Source organism: Bacteroides sedimenti (assembly GCF_040365225.1).
GTDB classification, from domain to species: domain Bacteria; phylum Bacteroidota; class Bacteroidia; order Bacteroidales; family Bacteroidaceae; genus Bacteroides; species Bacteroides sedimenti.
Window position 1 is genome coordinate 2,825,079 of record NZ_AP028055.1, and the last position, 21,775, is coordinate 2,846,853.

A 21,775-nucleotide genomic window follows, 5' to 3' on the forward strand; every position below is an offset into this window, starting at 1 on the left:
ATAAAGAGGGTTGTCTGGAAATTAAGGACAACCCTTTTTCAAATTATAAGCTTTGCATATTTACCGCAATGACTTAAACCGGATTACTCCTTCCCTGACCGAATCCAGCCCGAACTCCTCGGGGTTGACCTGTTCCAACGGCAGAAAAAAAGAGTCGGCCACATCATCCATAGCTTTAAAAGAGGAAGTATCCTTCACTTCACACAAAAAAAACATGTCGAGTGTATGTACCGGGAAACCGGAATAAACATATATGTTTGGCAAAGTAAAAAGGTAAGTTGCCTTATCTACCTTCAGATTCGTCTCCTCAAGCACCTCGCGGGCAACGCCCTCCTCGGCTGTTTCGTGCATATCGATGAAACCACCCGGCAAATCCAGCGTTCCTTTATGGGGTTCCTTTGCCCGGCGGCAAACCAGCAACTCATTCTTTTCATTCAGAATAACAGCAACTGTGGCCGATGAAGGATTGAAATAGTAAACAAACCCGCAGTCACGACATGCCTTCGACTTTTCATTGTGCTCTTCAAAATGGGAAGAACCGCATTTGGGACAGAAAGAAAACTGAGCTAATGGATGCATAGAAGAATAGATTAGATGGTAAAACAAAAAAGCCCACATTAAAAATGCAGGCTTTATGCTCTTCGAGTAGGACTTGAACCTACGACCCTCTGATTAACAGTCAGATGCTCTAACCGACTGAGCTATCGAAGAATTACATCAATTCAGGAAAGGAAAGCTCTTCGAGTAGGACTTGAACCTACGACCCTCTGATTAACAGTCAGATGCTCTAACCGACTGAGCTATCGAAGAATGCTTCTTTTTCTTAATTGCGATGCAAAAGTAATAGGATTTATTGAAATATGCAATATCTTTGCACAAAAAATTTTCAAATGGATAAAATAATAGGTTTAGGCAATGCCTTGGTTGATGTTCTTGCAACACTCAACAACGACGACATACTTCATGAGATGGGACTACCCAAAGGAAGTATGCAACTAATAGATGAGACTAAGCTTCAGCAGATTAACACCCGATTTTCTCAGATGAGCACCCATCTGGCCACAGGTGGTTCGGCCGGAAATGCCATTCTGGGACTGGCAAGCCTCGGTGCAGGCACCGGATTTATCGGAAAAGTGGGAAATGATGATTTAGGAAGATTTTACCGCGATAATCTGATTCAAAACAATATCGACGAGAAATTATTGGTTTGCGATTTGCCTTCGGGAATTGCCTCAACCTTTATTTCACCGGATGGCGAAAGAACCTTCGGAACTTTCTTGGGAGCAGCATCAACCCTGAAAGCGGACGACCTGACCATCGACATGTTCGTTGGATATACCTATCTCTTTATTGAAGGTTACCTGGTGCAGGACCATGAAATGATTCTTCATGCAATCAAATTGGCTAAAAAAGCGGGATTGCAAATTTGCCTGGACTTGGCAAGCTACAACGTGGTTGAGAGCGACCTGCAATTCATCACTTTATTGGTGGACCAATATGTAGACATCGTTTTTGCCAATGAAGAAGAGGCAAAATCGTTTACCGGCAAGGAGCCTAAAGAAGCCCTGAATGTAATAGCCAGCATGTGCAGCATCGCCATCGTTAAGATTGGCTCCAAAGGTTCTTATATTAAGAAAGGAACTGAAGAGGTTCATGCAAAAGCTATCTCGGTAAATAAGGTGGTTGACACAACCGGTGCGGGCGATTACTTTGCCGCCGGATTCCTTTATGGCTTAACCTGCGGATATAGCCTTGAGAAATGTGCAAATATAGGCTCCGTACTATCCGGAAATGTAATTCAGGTAATTGGAACCACTATGCCAAAACATCAATGGGATGAAATAAAGTTAAATATTAACAATATTATTTCTCAATAAGAAGTTAATAATCTACTTTTAGGTCTCAAACCAAAAACTGTAATATGAAAAAGTTCCTTGCTAAAAAAATGATGCTCCTGGTAGGACTGGTTCTGCTGGGACTCACCTTTTCCAGTTTCAAAGACGACGATAAGAACTTTAAGGTTGCCAAGAATCTGGATATATTCAACACTATTTTCAAGGAGTTGAACATCTACTACGTAGACACCATCAACCCCGACAAGAGTATAAAAGTGGGAATCGACGCCATGCTTGATGGGTTAGACCCCTACACGGAATACTATCCGGAAGAGGAAATGGGCGATTTGAACCTGATGCTGAAGGGAAGTTACGGTGGAATTGGTTCTATCATCACCTACTATAAAGGACGAGTAGCTATTGACGAACCTTATGAAGGGATGCCTGCTGCAAAGGTAGGATTAAAAGCGGGTGATGTGTTGCTCGAGATAGATGGGAAAGACCTCAAAGGGAAATCGGTAGCTCAGGTAAGCGAAATGCTGAAAGGACAAATAGGCACTAGCTTTATGCTGAAGGTGGAACGCCCCGGCGCCAAGAAACCTTTGGAATTTAAGCTTACCAGAGAATCAATTCAGATTCCGGCAGTACCATATTACAGCGTGGAAGCCAATAATACCGGATACATTCAGTTGAACTCTTTCACTGGAAAGCCATCCAAGGAATTCAAGGACGCTTTTCTGGCGCTTAAGAAAAAAGGAATCACCTCTTTAGTCATCGACTTGCGCAACAACGGAGGTGGATTACTGGATGAAGCGGTTGAGATTGCCAATATGTTTATTCCAAGAGGAAAAGAGATTGTTTCTACTAAAGGAAGAATAAAGCAAGGAGACAGAAGCTATAAAACAACCCGTGAGCCGATTGACCCCGAAATTCCTATCACTGTGCTGGTAAACAATTCATCAGCTTCAGCATCCGAGATTCTTGCCGGAGCCTTCCAGGACCTGGATCGTGCAGTAATTATCGGAACAAGAACATTTGGAAAAGGACTGGTTCAAACCACCCGTAATCTTCCTTATGGCGGCAACCTGAAACTGACAACTGCAAAGTACTACATACCCAGCGGACGATGCGTTCAGGCCATTGATTACAAACACCGCAACGAAGACGGAAGCGTGGGTCGTGTGCCCGATAGCCTGACAACAGTGTTCCATACTGCTGCCGGAAGAGAAGTCCGCGACGGTGGAGGAATTATGCCGGATGTGGAAATCAAGGTGGAAAAAGCACCCAACATCCTTTTTTATCTGGTAATGGACAAGCTGATCTTTGAATATGCAAACGACTATTGCGTGAAGCACCCTACAATTGCATCTGCAAAAGACTTTGTACTGACAGACGAAGATTACAACGAATTCAAGGCATTGGTAAACAAAGCAAACTTTAAATACGACCGCCAGAGCGACAAGGTTCTTAAGAATCTGAAAGAGGTGGCCGAATTCGAAGGCTATATGGACGAAGCTTCGGAAGAGTTTAAGGCATTGGAAAAGAAGCTAAGCCACAACTTAGACCGCGACCTGGACCATTTTGCCAAGGATATCAAATCGGTTATCTCAACGGAGATTGTAAAACGTTCACAATTCCAGAAGGGAGCCATCATTCAGCAGCTGAAAGGGGATGAAGAACTTGCAAAAGCCATTGAACTGCTCAAGGACCAGGATAAATACAAGAGTCTCCTGAAACCGGGCAAAACAAACGCAGAGCAGAAATCTGTCGCAACAGCAAAATAACAACTTTAGGTATTAAGCCAGAACCGGTTCGTTCATACTGACCTGGTTCTTTAAGATATGAGGGTGAACCGCTAAATATGGTCCACCCTCTTTTATTCTTGCCTTTTGGTTCTGCTGCTGATTTCAGATTATCGATAAAACACCCCTTCTTTCTCTTTTCTTCTTCCTTTCTTCACGACTTATGTATCCAAAAAAGCCTTGCTTTAAGAGATGTAAACATTTTTAGTGGCAGTGTGGCAGAAGAAACATTCTTTTTCTCGTTCCAGAAATCGTAATTCCAAAAAAATTCTTTTTGAAGAATTTTCAAATTTCATTTTCTGAAACCGAATAAGCCTTATTTTCACTGCCACTACTGCCACTAAAATTGTTTACAAAAGAAAGAACGACTCAGAATAAAGTCATTTTCAGAACTGCCGGGGTGTAGAGGGTGGAGTAAAATAGTCCCTTTTTCGGTTTTAGAATTTCATATTTGAAAAAAATCTTTTTGAGGATTTTTCAAATTTCATTTTTTGAAATCGAAAAACCTTTGTTTTCTCTCCACCCTCTGCACCCCAAAGAGTAAACGTGTAGTACTATATGGCTGGTTATCTGTGTTATATGTATTACAGACAACCCAAATCAGGGCTAATAGTTCATCAGTCAACCCATTACAGAATTAGGAACTACATTAGTCAACCAAAAACCAGCGATTAGGGAAATTTTCCCTAACAATTAACAGAAGTCGGAGTCAGTTTATTAAAAGCATCGGGACATATTACCCCAATCATGTACAAGATTAAGGGGTAATCATGTACAAGATTGAGCCCAAACATGTACAAGATTGAAGCGAAACATGTACATGATTGGGGTAATCATTGCTGTTATTTTGGTTAATTTTCCAAGTTGATTTGGCTAGTTCCTCTTGGACAATTGATTAGTATTTTGGAATACATCCTTTTGTTCTGCCATCTGTGCACCCATTTGTAGAATTAATGTTTGCATTCTACATTCGAAACCTTAATTACTTCTGAAAAGCAATAAATTAAATAATTACAGAATGTAATAGTTACAGAACAATGATATGGTAAAATTTATTATATTTGTCGGATACGATACCCCCGATAGTTAAGAAAGCTGGGCTAGAGCTGACTATTTTGTGTTGTGCCCGTTGGCATTACCAATTACAATGTAGCCCTAGCTAAAAAAGAGGATATGTAAGAGAGTTGCAAAGGGTTGATTTTACATACATGGAAAACAAATTTAAAACCTCATTTAATATGAGAACCACTAATATGAGAACCACAAAAACACTTTTAATTATTGCTTTTAGCATTTTGTTCTGCTCCATGTGTTGGGCGTCTAAAAGTCAGCAAACAAACAATAAACAATTGCTAGTGGCAGGGAAAGATGTTGTCAAACCGAAAGCGAGAATATCTAAAGGGGGATTAATTTTTAGAGAATGGAATATAAATAAAGACACATTAGAGCTAATCTCGGTAGACGATTTCTTAGCTTTTCCTTTTGGTAGCTATAAAAAAATAAATGATTTACAGGTAAGGTTCAAAGGTCTGAAGTATAAAGAGGTAGTTGATAGTCATGACCCGAAAGGTACTACAAAACTAAATAAGTTCTTTGTTGGAAATAACTATATTAAATTCATCTTTCTTAAAGATGTTTTTTCCGACATGAGAAGATCCAGATTGTTTCTGCAAACATTAATGACAAGGAAATTATCTTATCGAAAAAGATACAGGTAGGAATAACTAAAGACGAGTTTTTTTCAATTCTGATTGGCAATTCTATAAATTGCAACATATCAGAAATAAATGTAGTTAAATTAACCTGGGAAGCTCTTGGTGTTTGGCATTATTATCATTTTGACGGAAACACATTGAAATCTATAATTATTGATACAGATTATATTTTAGATAAGGATTAACTGCATTAATATTCCAAATTGGTTGTGCCTACTCATTTATGTACCCATAAAAAATCAAAACATGAAATCGTATAAATTTTGTTTTTATCATATACTACTCTTATTCGTTTTTCAACTAAATGTTTTCGCTCAAAAAAGCCAAACAAGCGGAACATATATTGGGGAAGAACAAGAGGCAATCATTATAGAAAACAATAGTTTTAGAATTTTTCCAGGTATTTTAATGGACAAGGACTATTCGAAAACCGCGTCTGGAAGCATCAAGTATTGCACTGACAACTTTTTAGAATTAAATTCTACTGATTATAGTAAAAAAGTAACTGAAAGTGTTGTTATTACAGAATCGAAAATCTCCAATATGAAGGATAGCATTTTGATAGTCTTTCATTTCCCTTTTTCTAAACAATATAAGATAGAAATGCACATAGAAGACTTAGGGAAATTTGAATCTATTAACAATAACAAAATAATAATAAAGGATAACACTAAAAAAATAAAATCAATAAACTTCAAAATATTTAATTTAGATATCATCCCTGAACAAACTGGCAACTGTTATAATATTATATCATATAATTACGATTCTAAATATTTAATTAAGAATAAAGAATCAAATTGTATTTCCATCTCTATCCCAGAATTAACGGATGCTTACTTTCTTAATATATTTATTAAAGGTGAATACGCCTTAATTAAAAACGGAGCTTTATGGTGGAGAGGGAAATGTTATGTAAAATGAAAACATTAGTCCCACTTTTAATAACATCTTGGATATTTATGATGCACATGTGCGTTCTTATATCTGGAACAATAAATATCCTGTGTCATACGATGAGTAGATTAGCTTTGAATATAAATCTTCATTTAAAAAATATATGATAAATTAGTAGCAAAATAGATCGGAAATAGAATAATAAAGTAGAATTATTGGCAGAAGAAAATAACATTATTTCATGTAATAAATATAAGGTATATCTCTTCGAAAACAATCAATTAAAAATGAAAAACTCAGAAATATCAAGCTTGTTGTACAAATTCGAAAATTTAGGAATAGGAAATTCAAGCGATGGAGCCACCATGATAGGCAAAGCGCCTCATGTTGGACCAAAAGCCTGGCTAAATATCTTATTCCCTACATTGAATAAAGAAGAATTATTTTATTTGAGTGAAGAATTAAAAACTGAAATACCAAAAGAATACGCTGATTTTTTGTTAAATTTTAGCAATGGGCTAAATGTATTATCGTCAACACTCAGCTTGTATGGTCTTAGAAAGCAAATAAACCGTGATATAGAAGCGAATGTAAGACAACCATATTCAATAATAACACCTAATCTCTATGAAAGACCACATAATGCAAAAGATAGTTACTTTTTTATCGGCGGTTATAACTGGGATGGTTCGCATCTTTATATAGACAAAGAAACAAATATTGTTCATTGCTGTGAAAGATGGGATGCTACATCAAGAAAACAATGGAACTCTTTAGAAGAAATGATATTATCTGAAATAAAAAGATTATATAAACTCTTCGATGATAATGGCGTAGAGCTTGATGAGGATAAAGAGACGATACCGTATTAAGAATATTAATAAGCACAATCTGGGCACTTATAAAATTTTAAATTAATATTGTTCACTGAAATCTCACACCATCGTATGCATGACTTAGCATATCGCGACATCTTATTTACGATACATTTATTATGGAAGAACTTGCATTTTGCAATTAAATTAGATCAATCACTCGACATTCAAACCCCATAATTACTTCTGAAAACAATAAATTAAATAATTACAGAATGTAATAGTAACAGAGCAATGATATGGTAAAAAAATTATTGTATTTGTCGGACACGATACAACAGTATGCGTTATGCGATAGTTAATGAAGGCAGGCTAGAGCTACTATTCGTTGAAAAACTTACAGAAGGAACTTTCTATATTGATAATTTATTAGTTTATAATGCAATAATTAGCATATTGTCTACATGATATACATTATATTTTTAAATGAACCTTTTCAATATATAATTTGTTAAATGATTAGAATAGAAGCGTTTTAAATATTATCCTGATTGAAATATCGACAAATTTACAGCATCGACAAACGATCCATGCCTTTTTGTGGCGTGTTATTTTCCATGTCATTTGGCGAACGATGTCGAGCCCCTCACGGCAGTGGTATGTTTAACAGTTCCCGCGCCTTCTTTTTATGTCAAACCCTGAACTAGAGAACTGGACAGGAAGAATGAAAGAATATTATGGAAAAGAAAAGTCATGTAAAAGCAATTGCATTGCTATTAATGTTCTTCTGTTTGAATGGGAATTTATTATCTAAAACTATTTATTATGTGAAAACACGTGGATTTGGCGATGGCTCTTCATGGGCTAGTGCTGCTGGAAACATTCAAACAATGATTGATAAAGCCGTAGCTGGAGATGAGGTTTGGGTAGCAAAAGGACTTTATTTCCCCACAACTGAAACTATTGCACGGGATGCTCGCTCGCGTACTTATGTATTAAAAGATGGCGTGAATGTTTTGGGTGGATTTGCAGGAACAGAATCAGCTATTCCACAGCGTGCTTTAGCAGACTTAGATAAAAACGGGAAAATTGACTCGTGGGAGTTTGTAAATGCAACACTATTAAGTGGTGATATTGACGGAGTGGAAGATGTCTGGACAAAAACCATAAATTCCGATGGAAAAACATGGGAATGGACTATCACCGGAAATACAGGAAATTGCTACCGAGTGGTTACTTGCCAAACTGATTTTACAAATAAAACTAATTTCGATGGGTTCTCAATTAAAGGAGCAAATGGCTATGAAACACAACTCGGGGGTGGAATATATGGAATGGCCAACTTGTCTATAGCGAATTGCACAGTAAACAACTGTTATGCATATGGTAGCGGAGGTGGAATATATGTCCTATCTTCTTCTGTTGCCAATTGCACAATTAGCAACTGTTCTACAGAATATAACGGTGGTGGAATATATTCCGAATCTTCTTCTGTTGCCAATTGTACGGTTAGCAACTGTTCTACAGATATGGGAGGAATATATGTCCTATCTTCTTCTGTTGCCAATTGTACGGTTAGCAACTGTTCTGCAGATTATTTCCAAGGTGGTGGAATATATGCCGTTACTGCTTATGTCGCCAATTGCACAGTTTGTAACTGTTCTGTTGTAGATAAAGGTGGTGGAATATACGCTATAGGTACTTCTACTGTAGCCAATTGCGCTGTCAACAACTGTTACGCAGCAGATAAAGGTGGTGGAATATTTGCTGATATTTATTCTACTGTAGCCTACTGTGCTGCAAGCAACAATAAGACAGGTTCTGGAGGACCAGATATTTCAGGCGGATTACAAATGAGTAATATTAGTCCGTTTGTGGAAACTGCATATATAAAACCGACAAGTTATATTGGCATAGCAACAACTGAAGCACAACAAGCAGAGCTGCTCAGCGCTAATTGGCGTTTGCGTGAGGCCTCACCCTGTATTAATGCGGGTATTCAAACTTCTGTTGTTACTAATAATGACATTGATGGTAATCCGAGAATACAATATGGCTTAATAGATATAGGCGCTTATGAATTTAGTGTGCCCACCATCCAATTACCTGCCGTTGAGAATTTCAATAATTGGACGAATTTTGATGGTAGTAATGTTTTATACAATTCTGCAACAATCAATGGTGGACCACTACAGATAAGTTGGGGAATAGAAAACCAAAAGGCTGTATTTAGTTGGAAGACTAATTTAACATCAGCATACAGTGAAGCGTTCTTCACTTACCAAATAGATGCAACCAAAGCAACAAACGTTTTTCTACGCTACGATATGTACTTTAAAGCTTATGCGGGAACAATAACCCCTTTAGGAACAGAGAAATTAGGCGTTGACTTTTCTACTGATTTGCAGGCTTGGACATCAATTACAAGCTATTCCAATCAAAACGGCACAATTGCTAATAAAAACTATTTGCATGACATTAGTGCATTAGCAGCGGGAAAAACCTTCTTTATCCGCTTTAACGCAAATGGAGCAAACAGCAATAGGATTGAAAAATGGGAAATTGACAATATAATAGTTGACACAGATGGTAAAACTGCAGTACAACCAACACAGGAGGATAAATACAAATATTCAATTAACAATGGAATGCTGATTATAAGCAATTTGGATAAAGGAGCATTCGTTCAGATATACGATGTAAGCGGGAAACTTCTGAATAATGAAAATGCCATGTCAAAAACAGACTATTACACTTTACCTTGTCATGGAGTCTATTTTATAACGATTTCTTCTGATTCGGGAGATGAGAAAAAGAAGGTAGTTTGGTAACAAACTACTAACGTCAGACAGTTATAAAAAAATTCACTCCAAAAGTTATGTATTGCTTTTTGGAATGAAGTTTTTTATTTTCTGTGAGCAACTAAAATAGGGCGCGAATTACGCTTTCTCGATATAATCTCCGTTAGCCTTGATCAGTTCAATCAGCTTCTCGACTGCCTGTTCTTCGGGAATATTCTTTTCAATGCATTCCTTCTTTTTGTAAAGGCTAATCTTGCCGCGACCGGCGCCAACATAGCCGTAATCGGCATCGGCCATTTCGCCGGGACCGTTGACAATACAGCCCATGATACCGATCTTGAGACCGGTAAGGTGACTGGTGGCCGCTTTGACACGGGCAATGGTAGATTGCAGATCGAAAAGGGTTCTTCCGCATCCGGGACAGGAGATGTATTCCGTTTTACTGGTGCGGATACGCCCCGCCTGCAGGATACCGAAGGCGGTTGCATCAATCACCGCGTGACTCAGGCTTCCCTGGTTAAAGAGAAAAATGCCGTCGCAGAAACCATCGAAGACTAGAGCACCCATGTCGGCAGCCGATTTTACCTGAAGGTTTTCGGCCTCATTCTCCATGTATTGCTGGAAGAAAACCACCGGATGCTCGCAGCCTGCCGAAATGAGCTGGTGAACCAACGCACGGTGCTCGCCTAACCGGTTCTGGTGATTGCTTTGGGAAATGATTACTACATTTTTGATTGCTTTCAGTTCCAAGGCCAGCTGGTCGGTCAGCGCCATATAGGGAAGGAACAGGAAGTTGAGTTCTGCCTTCGACGCCTTTAGTCCGTCAATGCTGTTGAAGTTGAATGCAGGATAAGTGTTCTCTTCTCCCGACCACACATCGCCATCCAAAATGTATCCCACTCCTTTGAGGCAGGTTTGCGGAAGTTCGCGGGCGGCATAGATGTAATCGGGGGTAAACTGCGGATTGTACTCCTGATTGCCATCCATCCGGTCGGCAATCACCACCGGAAGATTGTCTCCGCCAATGTTCCGCACGGCAAATGTCTTCCGTCGGGAAGGGGAAAGGTAGTCAAATTCATCAGCTGCCACGCCGGGAATGTATAAATGGTCGGCACGGCTGCCTACATAATCCACCAGTTTTCTGGCTACCGGAATCTCGAACTCGGGTTCTTCGCTGAGCGACACCCGAATGGTATCGCCAAGGCCATCCGACAAAAGAGCGCCGATACCCAGGGCCGATTTAATTCTTCCGTCTTCTGCATCGCCCGCTTCGGTAACCCCGAGGTGCAACGGAAACTCCATTCCCTCCTTCTCCATCGTTGCCACAAGAAGACGGACGGTTCTTACCATCACCACCGTATTGGATGCCTTGATGGAGATAACCACGGCATTGAAATTCTCTTCCACACAAATGCGAAGAAATTCCATGCACGACTCGACAATTCCTTCGGGCGTATCGCCATAACGGCTCATGATGCGGTCGGACAGTGAACCGTGATTCACCCCGATGCGGATAGCCGTATAGTTCTCCTTGCAGATGTTAAGGAAGGGCACAAAGCGCTCGCGGATTTTCTGCAGTTCGTGTGCATACTCTTCATCGGTATACTCTAGTTGTTTGAAGGTACGGGCCGAATCGACATAGTTTCCGGGGTTGATCCTTACTTTTTCGGCATAATGTGCCGCCACATCGGCCACTTTTGGATTGAAATGAACATCGGCCACCAACGGAACCATGCAACCGGTTTCCCGAAGAGCGATATTGATGTTCATCAGGTTCTCCGCTTCTTTGACTCCTTGGGTTGTAAGGCGCACATACTCGCCACCTGCAGCTACAATCCGTTTAATCTGAGCAACACATGCCTCCGTATCCTGGGTAGATGTGTTGGTCATTGATTGTACACGTATTGGATTATCTCCACCAAGTGGAGTGCCACCAATGTTTACTACGGATGATTTTCGACGGGAATAATTGAAATAGTCCATTTTGCTTGGTTGGGATTAAACAAGAGACAAGCCAGCAGAAACCCATTGAAAGGTTTCTGCCGGCTTGTGAAAAGTGCATTAATTTGTTTTAAACTGATACTTAACCTCTTTCAGCTCTTCGTTGGCTTTTACAATCTTCTTTTTCAAGCCATCTTTGTAGGCTGATAACTTCGTTTCAAGCTCTTTGTCCGACAGCGATAGAATCTGAACAGCCAGAATAGCGGCATTAAGGGAAGCATTGATTCCCACTGTAGCTACCGGAATTCCCGGAGGCATCTGAACAATGGCAAGAAGGGCATCCATCCCTTCCAGGGTTGACTTGATGGGAACGCCAATCACGGGCAATGTGGTAGACGCGGCAATAACGCCCGGAAGATGGGCAGCCATTCCTGCTGCGGCTATAATAATCTTAATACCACGTTCTTTGGCATTCTTTGAAAACTCTTCTACTGCTTCGGGGGTACGATGAGCGGATAATGCGTTGATTTCGAAAGGGACCTCCATGTCATTCAGGAAGGCTGCCGCTTTGTCCATAACCGGCAGATCCGATGTACTGCCCATAATAATACTTACTACTGGTGTCATAATTTATATTTATTCATTAATCAGTTCGCGATATGCGGTCGCGTCGAGCAAAGCATCGAACTCTGACAAGTCAGTCGGCTTTACCTTCACGAGCCATCCTTCGCCATACGGGTCGGAATTAACCAGTTCCGGATTCTCTTCCAAAGCGGCGTTTACTTCAATAATCTCGCCGGAAACAGGAAGAAACAAATCGGAAATAGTCTTCACAACCTCAATGGTTCCGAAAACTTCTCCTGCTGCAAGGGTTTCACCCTCACTTGGTACATCAACAAAAACAATATCACCCAGCTGATCCTGAGCATAATCAGTGATACCTACATAAGCAATTTCGCCATCTAAACGAATCCATTCGTGTTCGTTTGTGTACTTTAAATTTTCAGGAAAGTTCATAATAATCGGTTTTTAATAGTTTTATAATTAAAGATACAAAATTCCAAATATTGCACAGAGGAAGCCGATTAGAAAACCGGTGAGCACCTCAGGCAAGGTATGATGTTTCAGCACAATCCGGGCAGTACCCAGACAGCCGGAAGCCAGGATAAAAAATGAAAGCCAGAACAGGGGGTTATAATTAACCAAGAAGCTGAAAGCGATTAATCCGCCTACAACCCCTCCAATGGCGGTCATATGTTCACTGATCTTCCATTTCAGGTTCAGCAGAATGCAAACAATCATAGCTATGAGCGAGGCAACAATAATCCCTGTCATATAGCGAGGCAGATTCATCTTCACCATCATTACCAGACAGGCTATATAACTTAAAATAGTTAGTATGTAAGGCACAAATCGTTTTTTCCGATCGCGAAAAGCCCTCATGCCCCAGCCATTTATCTTCCGGAAGAAAAAAATGGTAAGAGTAGGCATCAGGATGGTAAATGCGTAAACAACTCCCAAAACTACCAACCGGTATGTAAGCGGAAGCATGCTAAGATAGGAGAAAAAGAATAAAGCCATAAAGGCAAGAAATGGCACTATAAAGGGGTTGAATATCCCGGAAATAATTCGTGCAATGGTATTTATATTCTTCTTATCCATATCCGTTTATTTGTTCATTGTCATTTTCTTAATCTTGCTACCGGAATATTGAGCTGCTGTCTGTATTTGGCCACGGTGCGGCGGGCAATGGGATATCCCTCTTTGTTCAGAATCTCTGTCAACTCATCATCCGTCAATGGCTTTTTCTTATCTTCTTTGTCAATATGCTCTTTCAGAATCCTCCGAATCTCTCTGGGCGACATCTCTTCTCCGCCTTCGGTGGTAAATCCTTCGCCAAAGAAATATTTCAATGAAAAGATTCCGTAATTGGTCTGCACATATTTACTGTTGCTCACCCGTGAGATGGTGGAGATATCCAGGCCAGTACAATCGGCAATATCTTTCAGAATCATGGGCTTTAGCAATGACTCGTCTCCTTCCAGAAAGAAAGGGCGTTGCACATCGATGATGGCCTGCATGGTGGTGAGCAGCGTATTCTGCCGCTGCTTAATGGCATCAATGAATCCTTGTGCCGCATCGATTTTCTGTTTCAGAAACAACATGGCATTCCGGGATTCCTTGGACTGATTGGCCTTATTGCGGGTATGCTCTTCCAGCATTTCGGTAAAGCTGCGGCTCATCCTTAGTTCAGGAACATTCCGGTTATTCAGGGCTAGCGTAATTGTTCCGTCATCATAGGTCTCAACAATAAAATCGGGTACAATCTGCTGAAGGTTCCGTCCGATGGCTTCGCCCAATGAACTTCCCGGACGTGGATTCAAGCGGGTGATCTCCGACAGAGCCTCGTTAAATTCTTCATCCGTCAGATTAAGCCGTTGCATAATCTTATCCCAGTGCTTGCGGGTAAATTCGTCATAGCACTTTTCAATAATCTGAATCTGTATTTGTTTAAGGGGGGTATCCTCCTTACGGTTAATCTGTATTAGCAAACACTCTTGCAGTGTTCGGGCGCCAATTCCGGGAGGGTCGAAGTCCTGAATCATCTTAAGAGTCTGTTCCAGCTCCGATTCATTCGTTTCAATACCTGAGTAGATAGCCAAATCATCGACAATGCTTACAAGGCTTTTCCTCAACAGTCCGTCGTCGTCCAACGAACCTATCAGGTATTCGGCCAGTTCCTGCTGATGTTCATCAAGACTTCTTTCGCCAAGTTGTTCTTTAAGCATCTCATAAAATGAAATCGCCTCTGAAAAAGGGATATCTTCGGCTTTCTCCTCTCTGGATCGGTTATTCTCCTGAAGCTTATAATCGGGGATGTCGTCCTCGGTGAGGTAATCACCCATGGAAAAGTCCTCCATATCATTGGCAGATGAATCTTCATCCAGAGAGTTTCTTTCCAGGGTATCTTCAGTCGTTGTTTCTTCCGGTCCCTCTTCAAGCGCGGGATTCTCGAGAATTTCGGCACGAACACGATCCTCCAGCTCTATAGCCGGCAGTTCCAGTAACTTTACGACCAGTATCTGCTGCGGAGAAAGAGTCTGAACCTGTTGTTGTGTCTGTATCTGATGAGCTCCTTGAACCATTCTTGATTTTCTAAAAACGTAAACTCGCTACAAAATTAATGAATAGTTCGACATTGCGAACTATTCCATACTATTTGTTTCCTCAATGAAAGAGAAAAAAAGCGTTCTTTTGATATAAAGATTTAATACTTAAAACTGCTTCCTCCAAGAAACTCTCTCAGGAGAGATGTGGGCGGAATATCCTTATCTTGTATCGCCACAAAATACTTGATGAACTTGAGCAGACGATAAGCCTCTGCATATTCAGGACAATTACGGGGAACTCCGTTCAGGATAGGCTCCACGTGACTTCGAAGAACTGCCAGTTCAAACAAGAGTGCGGAGTTAAACATCACATCTGCATTCTCCTGATAAGGGAATATCCATTTATCTTCTCCGGCCCTTACACTAGGCCAGCGCGAAATGGTTTCCTGCGCAGAATATCCACGGTAGTTATAATCGCGGATGATGCGTCGCAACAACCGGTTATCCGTTGTGGGTATCCAATTGTGATCGTCCAGCGAAATGGTTGTCAATGCAGAGACGTATATCTTGAACTTCTTTTCGGGCGGAATCAGCGGTGTCAATTCAGGATTCAAGGCATGAATACCTTCCAGTATCAGAATTGTATTTTCACTGATGCGCAAACGATGACCGTTATACTCTTTCTTGCCCTGAGTAAAATTAAAGGTCGGGATCTCCACCTCTTCTCCCCGGAGCAGGGCTTGTAAATGCGAATTAAAAAGTTTCAAATCAAGTGCGTAAAGAGATTCATAATCATAATTCCCTTTCTCGTCAAGTGGAGTCTCTTCACGGTTCACAAAATAGTTATCCAATGAAATGGAATGTGGCTTAAGACCATTAGTCATGAGTTGCACCGAAAGACGCTTGCAGAAAGTAGTTTTACCGGAAGAAGAGGGGCCCGAAATAAGAACCAGTTTAACGCCACCTCCACTCTTGGACCGATGATATATTGAATCGGCAATCTGAGCAATCTTCTTCTCCTGAAGGGCTTCGGCTACATTGATAACGCTGGTAGTATGTCCTGCCAGGCAAACTTCATTGAAATCGCCCACATTATTCATGTCCATAATATCACTCCACCGAAGGTACTCTTTGAAGACATCAAGCATTTTTTCCTGCTTCACCACCTCTTCCAAGATATCGGGATTCTCCTTGTTGGGAATCCGAAGGAGCACACCTCCGTAATAGTTAACCAGATCAAACAGCTTGATATCGCCGGTACGAGGCAGCAAACTTCCATAGTAATAATCCACATGCTCGCCCAATGTATAATAGTAGGTATAAATTGCTCCGGAAGTTTCCAACAGCTTAACCTTATCCATCATATTGTGTTGGGTAAACAACTTAACAGCCTCTGAGATATAACACTCCACCCTATGAAAAGGTATATTCTCATCGATAATCTCCTGCATCCGCTGCTTAATGCGCACTACATCTTCATCGGTAACCGGACGTCCAATGCGTAAATTGCAAAAATATCCTTTTGAAACGGGATGTTCCAGCAATATGGTTCCATTTGGAAAAACTTCATCCACTGCCTTGCAAAGCACAAAACATAAAGACCGGACGTAGGTACGCATACCTGAGGGATCTCTTACATCCAGGAATTCAACATCTTTATTATTATAAACGCGGAAATTAAGACCTTCGGATCGGTTATTTACTTTTGCACTGACCACTTGATAAGGAAAATCAAGGTCGAATCCTTTAAAAATCTGCAGCAAGGAACTACCAATGGGGAACTCCTTACACATATGATTATTTCGACAATATATCTGAATTTTTTCTCTCATACAAATTTATTTTAATGCTGGCTAATGGCTAAATATAGTCTTTATTTAGATAGGAGTCAATAAAATGACAGAATAACTGAACACAAACCGCTTATTTTATATATTTTTAAAATTCATAAGCAACTCCCGTCGGAAAAGAGATGGAAGAGAATATAATAAAACATGCAGTAACTGACATAGATATCTTTTTGTAAAAAATACATTGGTAAGAAAGCTTGCTTCACAAAGATAATAGGGAAACAATAAGAGAGAAATGAAATTAATGATGAAATTGGGAAATTACCCTGCAATTAGCCACCTGAAAGTTACTGGGAGATAATTGCAGAGTAAAAGGTTACTTACCCACAGGTTCAAAATCTTCTTTACCCACACCACAAATGGGGCAAACCCAATCGTCGGGAACATCCTCAAACGGAGTACCGGGTTCTATTCCAGATTCCGGATCTCCTTTTTCAGGATCATAAACGTATTCACAAACAGTGCATCTGTATTTCTTCATAACTTAAACGGTTTAGTTACACATTGAAGAACAACAGATACAACAAAAAAGTTTAAAATCAAGACGATGCACTCTCTGAAAGAAGCTGAAGCAGCTCTCTCATCCCTTCGGATGCCACTTTACGGATAACATGAATCTGATGTCCGTTACTTCTGACATTGACCTCTTTGGGATCAATCAGAAACACTTTTGCACCGGGGCGAACATAATTTAGTAATCCGGCTGCCGGATAGACATTCATGGATGTGCCAATAATCAGAAATATATCTGCTTTCTCCACCTGGTCAATTGCATCTTCTATTTTAGGAACAGCCTCTCCAAACCATACGATATAGGGACGATACTGCGAGCCGTCAGGAGCCAAATCTCCAAGTTTCACTTCATATTCGTCAGGAGTTAGTTCTTTTATACATTGCGTATCATGGGGGTCGTACGAAGAACAGATCTTAGTCAACTCTCCATGAAGGTGAATTATATGCGAACTCCCTGCACGTTCGTGCAGATTATCGATATTTTGTGTCACAACAGTCACATCAAAATTTTTCTCCAGCTCAGCCACAAGATGATGCCCTTCATTCGGCTCAACAGTAAGTAGCTGTCGGCGGCGTTCGTTATAAAAGTTAATGACTAATCCGGGATTGGCCCTGTAGCCTTCAGGAGTTGCCACCTCCTCTACAGGATATCGATCCCATAAGCCCCCGGCATCGCGGAAAGTACTTACACCACTTTCTGCACTCATCCCGGCACCTGACAAAACAACCAATTTTTTCATAATAAATCCTCCCAGAAATAGATTGTTACAAAAATAATAAAATTTAAAGCATAAAAAGGGTTTCATTCAAATAAAACTCTTACTTTTGTGAGCTTTTTGTAAGCCACTGATTGTTAGTCTGCTTAAATAAAAAGCCAAATGATAACACTTATAAATCAAGAATGGATAAATTTAGTTATGCTATCGGCTTAGGTATAGGCCAAAACCTTTTGAGCATGGGAGCTCAGGGTATCAATGTAGAAGATTTTGCAAATGCAATCAAAGCTGTTCTGAATGGAGAGGAACCTGCTATGAGCCATACAGAAGCACGAGAAATTGTGAATAAGTATTTTGAAGAGCTGGAAACAAAAATGAACGCCGCCAATATTGAAAAAGGAGCTGCATTCCTTGAAGAAAATAAAAAGAAGGAAAATGTAATTACTTTATCCAGCGGATTGCAATACGAAGTTCTGGTAGAAGGAAACGGTAAGAAAGCAAAAGCTACCGACCAGGTGAAATGCCACTACGAAGGTACGCTGATTGACGGCACATTGTTCGACAGCTCCGTAAAAAGAGGCGAACCTGCAGTATTTGGTGTAAACCAGGTTATTCCGGGATGGGTGGAAGCACTTCAATTGATGCCAGAAGGCTCTAAATGGAGACTTTATATCCCTTCAAACCTGGGTTATGGTGCTCACGGTGCAGGAGAAATGATTCCTCCACACAGCACACTTATCTTTGATGTTGAATTAATTCAAGTATTATAATAAACACTTTAAAACAGATGAAAAAATTAAGCATTTTTATGGCTGTTGCTGCTGCAGCAACTCTTGCTTCATGTACAGGTAAAGCTCCAAAAGCTAATCTTAAGACAGACATCGACTCACTGTCTTACTCAATCGGTATGTCACAAACACAAGGCTTGAAAGATTATTTAGTTCAACAAGTTAAGATGGACACTACTAATATGGATGAGTTCATCAAAGGTTTGAAAGACGGAGTGAAAGAAACAAGCAAAAAGAAAGACGCTTACTATGCAGGTCTTCAAATCGGACAACAGATCAAAAACCAGATGATCAAGGGTGTAAACAGAGAGTTGTTCGGTGATGACTCTACAAAGACCATCAGTGTAGAAAACTTCATGTCAGGTTTCATTGCAGGAACATTGAACAAGGGTGGCAAGATGACCATGGAAGAAGCTCAGCAATATGCAAGAATGAATATGGAAAGAATCAAGTCTAAATCACTTGAAAAAACATATGCCGCAAACAAAAAAGCAGGCCAGGATTTCCTTGCTGCAAATAAAACAAAACCAGGTGTAGTAACTACTCCAAGCGGTCTTCAATACAAAATTGTAAAAGCAGGAACAGGAGCAATCCCTACAGATACTTCTAAAGTAAAAGTACACTATAAAGGAACTTTGATTGATGGTACAGAGTTCGACAGCTCTTACAAAAAAAACCAACCAGTAGAATTTGTAGCTAACCAGGTAATCAAGGGATGGACAGAAGCCTTGAAACTGATGCCTGTTGGTTCTAAGTGGATTCTATACATTCCTCAGGAATTGGCTTACGGTTCAAGAGATACAGGTACAATCAAACCTTTCTCAACTTTGATTTTTGAAGTTGAATTACTTGAAATCGCGAAGTAATATAAAGCATATATCTATATTTAAGGGGCACCTTGTCAGGGTGCCCTTTTTTTTATAACTGTCATCAATTTGTTTGTTGTAAATACAAAAATGAATAATTTGCAATAAATGATAGGAAAATTAAAATAATTCTCTATATTTGCTTACTTTTTGATACTAAATAAGAACTTATATTCATTTATATGGAAAAAATTGATAGTCTTGACAGGCAGATTCTGGAGATAATTTCACAGAACGCACGCATCCCGTTTAAAGATGTCGCTGCAGAATGTGGCGTATCGCGCGCAGCTATCCATCAACGTGTTCAACGATTGATAGACCTGGGTGTAATCGTTGGTTCCGGATATCACGTAAATCCTAAGAGTTTAGGATACAGAACCTGCACTTATGTAGGTATTAAACTGGAAAAAGGATCCATGTACAAAAATGTGGTGGCACAGCTTGAAAAAATTCCAGAGGTTGTGGAATGCCATTTCACAACAGGGCCATACACCATGCTTACAAAAGTATACGCTTGCGATAATGAGCACCTGATGGAGCTGCTCAATTCGAAAATGCAGGAAATCCCAGGAGTTACAGCTACTGAGACACTGATTTCTTTAGAACAGAGCATCAAGAAAGAAGTTCCAATTAAAGCAGATAAATAAAAACCAGATGACTGACTTGTTAAACTCTTATCATCTTACCGGACTTGTAATAGGAATCTGCACCTTCCTGATAATAGGGCTCTTTCATCCTATTGTGATTAAAGCGGAATATTATTGGAGTACAAAATGTTGGTGGATCTTTCTTATATTAGGGGTTGCTGGGGTTATTGCCTCTTTTGCAACTGAAGATGTATTTTTTTCTTCTTTGCTGGGAGTCTTTGCGTTTTCTTCATTCTGGACTATCAAGGAGATTTTTGACCAGGAAAAGCGTGTAAAGAAAGGATGGTTTCCTAAGAATCCTAAACGAACCTACAAATTTTAAAACCCGGGCTAATCTGAAAATAGATTTCATTTCTCAACTTTATATACAGAAAAAAGAGAACGCATATAGTAATGCGTTCTCTTTTTTTATTAGTTGTAGACCTTACATACAATGTTTCCCTGTAATGCTTCGAGCGCATTAAATGCCAAAGCCTCCATCTCATCCTCTCCTGGGAATATGTGGATAGGTGCCAAAAAATCTATCTGACCAATCAGCCTGTCTACACAATAACTGTTATAAGCTATTCCTCCTGTCAAGATGATAGCATCTACATTGCCTCGTAAAGAAACACACATGGATCCTATTTCTTTAGCTACAGTGTAAATCATAGCATCGACAATTAATTCGGCATTAGCATCTCCATCATTAATTTTTTTTATAACCGCAGGCATGTCGGTAGTTCCTAGATGAGCCATCACTCCTCCTTTTCCACAAATCATCTTATCAATTTCTTGGAGCGAATATTTCCCACTGAAGCAAAGTTCGGCTAATGCTCTGGCAGAAAGCGTTCCAGCTCTCTCAGGCGAAAAAGGGCCACTACCATTTAATGCATTATTAACATCAATTACCCGTCCGCAGCGATGGGCTGCAACTGATATCCCTCCTCCTAAATGAGCAATGACCAAATTCATCTTCTCATAGTTCTTATTAATGCTCCGAGCATATTTACGTCCTACAGCCTTGTGATTCAGTGCATGAAAAATAGAAACACGGGGGAGCATAGGCAATCCAGAAATACGGGCAACATCCTCCAGTTCATCAACAACAACCGGATCGGCAATGTAGGCCTTACACCCAGGGATAGATCGGGAAATATCTTCGGCCAGCAAGCCACCTAAGTTACTGGCATGCTGCATTGATGCATTCCGTAAATCTTTTAGCATTGTTTCGTTTACCTCATATACTCCGCTTGGAATAGGCTTAAGTAACCCGCCACGACCTACAACTGCATCAAAGAGAAATAAGACATCTTCCTTTTTCAGTTCTGCAAGTATTAACTCTTTACGAAATTCATACTGTGAATTTATTGTTGGAAAAGGAGAGAGAGTTTCAATCGAATGATAGAATGTTTTTACAAACAAACGCTTTTCATTTTCATAGACGGCAATCTTTGTAGATGTTGAGCCGGGGTTAATCGCCAGGATTTTCATAGAGTA

The 21,775-nt window shown here is 40.1% G+C and carries 20 protein-coding genes and 2 tRNA genes; 10 read left to right on the forward strand and 12 right to left on the reverse strand.

What is annotated here, in order from left to right; all coding sequences use genetic code 11:
* Positions 1-60: 60 nt before the first annotated feature.
* The 3 genes from ABWU87_RS11320 to ABWU87_RS11330 all read right to left on the reverse strand — a co-directional run bounded on the left by ABWU87_RS11320 (position 61) and on the right by ABWU87_RS11330 (position 810).
* Positions 61-579 carry an NUDIX domain-containing protein gene (locus ABWU87_RS11320; protein WP_353330791.1) on the reverse strand — a complete coding sequence of 173 codons (519 nt, stop codon included), beginning with the start codon at positions 577-579 and terminating at the stop codon, positions 61-63.
* 58 nt (positions 580-637) lie between these two features.
* A tRNA-Asn gene (locus ABWU87_RS11325) sits at positions 638-711 on the reverse strand.
* A gap of 25 nt (positions 712-736) precedes the next feature.
* Positions 737-810: transfer RNA gene (locus ABWU87_RS11330), tRNA-Asn, on the reverse strand.
* Between the two features lie 80 nt (positions 811-890).
* Between ABWU87_RS11330 and ABWU87_RS11335 the strand changes: the two genes are divergently transcribed.
* The 6 genes from ABWU87_RS11335 to ABWU87_RS11360 all read left to right on the forward strand — a co-directional run bounded on the left by ABWU87_RS11335 (position 891) and on the right by ABWU87_RS11360 (position 9,895).
* Entirely contained in the window at positions 891-1,877 is a 987-nt protein-coding gene (locus ABWU87_RS11335; RefSeq protein WP_353330793.1) for an adenosine kinase, read from the forward strand.
* 44 nt (positions 1,878-1,921) lie between these two features.
* A complete protein-coding gene (locus ABWU87_RS11340; RefSeq protein WP_353330795.1) occupies positions 1,922-3,619 on the forward strand; it encodes a S41 family peptidase in 1,698 nt (565 codons plus the stop codon).
* A gap of 1,256 nt (positions 3,620-4,875) precedes the next feature.
* Complete coding sequence (locus ABWU87_RS11345) at positions 4,876-5,355, forward strand: hypothetical protein (RefSeq protein ID WP_353330797.1); 480 nt, start codon at positions 4,876-4,878, stop codon at positions 5,353-5,355.
* A 243-nt stretch (positions 5,356-5,598) separates the two neighbouring features.
* Positions 5,599-6,276: a hypothetical protein gene (locus ABWU87_RS11350; RefSeq protein WP_353330799.1), complete on the forward strand. Its 678-nt coding sequence runs from the start codon at positions 5,599-5,601 to the stop codon at positions 6,274-6,276.
* A 188-nt stretch (positions 6,277-6,464) separates the two neighbouring features.
* Positions 6,465-7,121: an SMI1/KNR4 family protein gene (locus ABWU87_RS11355; protein ID WP_353330800.1), complete on the forward strand. Its 657-nt coding sequence runs from the start codon at positions 6,465-6,467 to the stop codon at positions 7,119-7,121.
* A 680-nt stretch (positions 7,122-7,801) separates the two neighbouring features.
* Complete coding sequence (locus ABWU87_RS11360) at positions 7,802-9,895, forward strand: right-handed parallel beta-helix repeat-containing protein (RefSeq protein ID WP_353330802.1); 2,094 nt, start codon at positions 7,802-7,804, stop codon at positions 9,893-9,895.
* Between the two features lie 108 nt (positions 9,896-10,003).
* Here ABWU87_RS11360 and ABWU87_RS11365 read toward each other — a convergent pair whose 3' ends face one another.
* The 8 genes from ABWU87_RS11365 to ABWU87_RS11400 all read right to left on the reverse strand — a co-directional run bounded on the left by ABWU87_RS11365 (position 10,004) and on the right by ABWU87_RS11400 (position 18,019).
* Complete coding sequence (locus tag ABWU87_RS11365) at positions 10,004-11,848, reverse strand: 4-hydroxy-3-methylbut-2-en-1-yl diphosphate synthase (RefSeq protein WP_353330803.1); 1,845 nt, start codon at positions 11,846-11,848, stop codon at positions 10,004-10,006.
* Positions 11,849-11,926: 78 nt separating this feature from the next.
* Positions 11,927-12,433 (reverse strand): 5-(carboxyamino)imidazole ribonucleotide mutase, encoded by a 507-nt coding sequence (gene purE, locus ABWU87_RS11370; RefSeq protein ID WP_353330805.1) that lies wholly within the window; start codon positions 12,431-12,433, stop codon positions 11,927-11,929.
* Positions 12,434-12,442: 9 nt separating this feature from the next.
* Positions 12,443-12,823, reverse strand: a complete 381-nt coding sequence (gcvH, locus tag ABWU87_RS11375; RefSeq protein ID WP_353330806.1) for a glycine cleavage system protein GcvH — start codon at positions 12,821-12,823, stop codon at positions 12,443-12,445.
* A 27-nt stretch (positions 12,824-12,850) separates the two neighbouring features.
* Positions 12,851-13,468: a hypothetical protein gene (locus ABWU87_RS11380; protein WP_353330808.1), complete on the reverse strand. Its 618-nt coding sequence runs from the start codon at positions 13,466-13,468 to the stop codon at positions 12,851-12,853.
* Between the two features lie 20 nt (positions 13,469-13,488).
* Entirely contained in the window at positions 13,489-14,952 is a 1,464-nt protein-coding gene (gene rpoN, locus ABWU87_RS11385; RefSeq protein ID WP_353330810.1) for an RNA polymerase factor sigma-54, read from the reverse strand.
* 122 nt (positions 14,953-15,074) lie between these two features.
* A complete protein-coding gene (locus tag ABWU87_RS11390; RefSeq protein ID WP_353330812.1) occupies positions 15,075-16,748 on the reverse strand; it encodes a nucleoside kinase in 1,674 nt (557 codons plus the stop codon).
* Between the two features lie 334 nt (positions 16,749-17,082).
* Positions 17,083-17,247 carry a rubredoxin gene (gene rd / locus ABWU87_RS11395; RefSeq protein ID WP_353330814.1) on the reverse strand — a complete coding sequence of 55 codons (165 nt, stop codon included), beginning with the start codon at positions 17,245-17,247 and terminating at the stop codon, positions 17,083-17,085.
* A 58-nt stretch (positions 17,248-17,305) separates the two neighbouring features.
* Positions 17,306-18,019 carry an SIR2 family NAD-dependent protein deacylase gene (locus ABWU87_RS11400; RefSeq protein ID WP_353330816.1) on the reverse strand — a complete coding sequence of 238 codons (714 nt, stop codon included), beginning with the start codon at positions 18,017-18,019 and terminating at the stop codon, positions 17,306-17,308.
* Between the two features lie 110 nt (positions 18,020-18,129).
* Between ABWU87_RS11400 and ABWU87_RS11405 the strand changes: the two genes are divergently transcribed.
* From ABWU87_RS11405 to ABWU87_RS11420, 4 genes are all read left to right on the forward strand, one after another.
* On the forward strand, positions 18,130-18,765 hold the full coding sequence (locus ABWU87_RS11405) for an FKBP-type peptidyl-prolyl cis-trans isomerase (RefSeq protein WP_353330818.1): 636 nt from the start codon (positions 18,130-18,132) through the stop codon (positions 18,763-18,765).
* A 17-nt stretch (positions 18,766-18,782) separates the two neighbouring features.
* On the forward strand, positions 18,783-19,649 hold the full coding sequence (locus ABWU87_RS11410) for an FKBP-type peptidyl-prolyl cis-trans isomerase (protein WP_353330820.1): 867 nt from the start codon (positions 18,783-18,785) through the stop codon (positions 19,647-19,649).
* Between the two features lie 182 nt (positions 19,650-19,831).
* Positions 19,832-20,296 carry an Lrp/AsnC family transcriptional regulator gene (locus tag ABWU87_RS11415; RefSeq protein WP_353330822.1) on the forward strand — a complete coding sequence of 155 codons (465 nt, stop codon included), beginning with the start codon at positions 19,832-19,834 and terminating at the stop codon, positions 20,294-20,296.
* Positions 20,297-20,303: 7 nt separating this feature from the next.
* Positions 20,304-20,618 carry a DUF4491 family protein gene (locus ABWU87_RS11420; protein WP_353330823.1) on the forward strand — a complete coding sequence of 105 codons (315 nt, stop codon included), beginning with the start codon at positions 20,304-20,306 and terminating at the stop codon, positions 20,616-20,618.
* 89 nt (positions 20,619-20,707) lie between these two features.
* Here the strand turns inward: ABWU87_RS11420 and buk are convergent, their stop codons facing one another.
* The gene (buk, locus tag ABWU87_RS11425; RefSeq protein ID WP_353330825.1) at positions 20,708-21,769 is read right to left on the reverse strand and encodes a butyrate kinase; all 1,062 of its coding nucleotides are present in this window, start codon (positions 21,767-21,769) and stop codon (positions 20,708-20,710) included.
* Between the last annotated feature and the right edge of the window lie 6 nt (positions 21,770-21,775).